This window comes from Nocardiopsis deserti (genome assembly GCF_008638355.1).
GTDB lineage: Bacteria > Actinomycetota > Actinomycetes > Streptosporangiales > Streptosporangiaceae > Nocardiopsis > Nocardiopsis alborubida.
Genome location: NZ_VWVS01000053.1, coordinates 1 through 1,476, shown reverse-complemented (window position 1 = coordinate 1,476; position 1,476 = coordinate 1). Strand labels below are relative to the sequence as shown.

1 pseudogene is annotated in these 1,476 nt (G+C 68.9%); it reads left to right on the top strand.

Features of this window, described 5'->3' with window-relative positions:
• Positions 1-1,476 (top strand): annotated as a pseudogene (locus FYW99_RS32070) (hypothetical protein); the annotation flags it as partial.

The following is a 1,476-nucleotide window of genomic DNA, read 5'->3' as shown; positions in this document are numbered from 1 at the left end:
TCCCCAAAGCCAGCATCGCCGCCCTGGGCCGCGCCTCCGAGGTCTACGCCGCCCTCGACCAACGCCTCGGCGTCCTGGACGACCTCTTCGACCTCAGCCGCGTCCACGCCCGACGCAGCTTCGACGGCCGCACCGCCGACCGCTACGAACGCTCCCTGGACCAGTTCACCACCGGCGACAACGACTACGTCGGCTCCGCCCGCGCCAACTCCACCACCATGTCCAGCGAACTCTTCAAGGCCCGCGCCAACGTCGAGTACATGCACATGATGGTCATCGGCCAGTTCATCCAACTACTCGCCGAGATCGCCTGGGCCATCGCCACCGCCAAGTTCACCTTCGGCGCCTCCTTGAAATGGATCCCCATCTTCAAGGCCATCCGCAGCCTGGCCATGCGCCGCATCCTGACCTGGCTGCTCATCACCGTGCCCGGCCACCAGATCATCAGCCAGATCTTCGCCAGCATGGACAGCATCATCCAACGCATCCAGATCGGACGCGGCACCCGCCACCACAAGGACCACAACCTCACCAAGAGCGCCCACATCGGCGCCACCATCGAAGGCGCCCTGTCCGCCGTCTTCTCCGCCGGACTCGACGGACTCTTCAGCAAACAACTCACCAACCTGTTCAAAGACGGCCTCGACAACCTCAACCTCCTGCCCGACCCACCACCCCTCATCCGCACCACAGGCGACGGACCCGGCGGCGGCCCACCCGGACCCCCCATCCGCGAAACCCCCGACGGTCCCCCGCCCGGGCCACCCCCCGGAGGCGGACCCGACGGGCCACCCGTGCGCGACACCGACACCCCGCCCCCGGGCAACCCCAACCGCGACACCGACACACCCCCACCACCCGGCGGCGGACCCGACGGGCCACCCGCCGGACCAGTCAAAGACGACCCACCCGCCACGAACCCCGACCGGGGACCGGACTCCCCCGCACCCAAAACCACCCCCGAGACCACACCCACCCCCCAGGACGGGCCACTGCCCCCGCCCTCACTGAACAAGGACCTGGCCGAGGTCTTCAGCCGCCACAACGACGAATTCCTGACCCCCTACAACCCCGCCAGCCCCATCGGCGCGGGCGCCTTCGACAACGCCGCCAAAGCCGCCACAGCACGCAACGACTTCGCCGACCTCTTCGCCCGCAACTTCGGCGACCACCTCGGCGACACCGCCGCACGCGACCTCGGACGCGACTACGCCGACACCCTCACCCGCAACTGGACCGATCCCAACCTGAGCCAGCACCTACGGGACACCATCGGCGACCGCCTGCCCCCACACATGCGCGACCACCTCGCCGACGTCCCCGTCAACCTGCAAAAACCCCTCAACGACTACTTCTCCACCACCGGTGCCTACGCCCAACAGGTCGGCGGCAGCATCGGCAGCGGAGCGCTGGAGGGCTACCTCGGCGAGGGCCTGGGCAGCATGGCCGACGGACGCGGCTGGGAGGCCTCGGTCT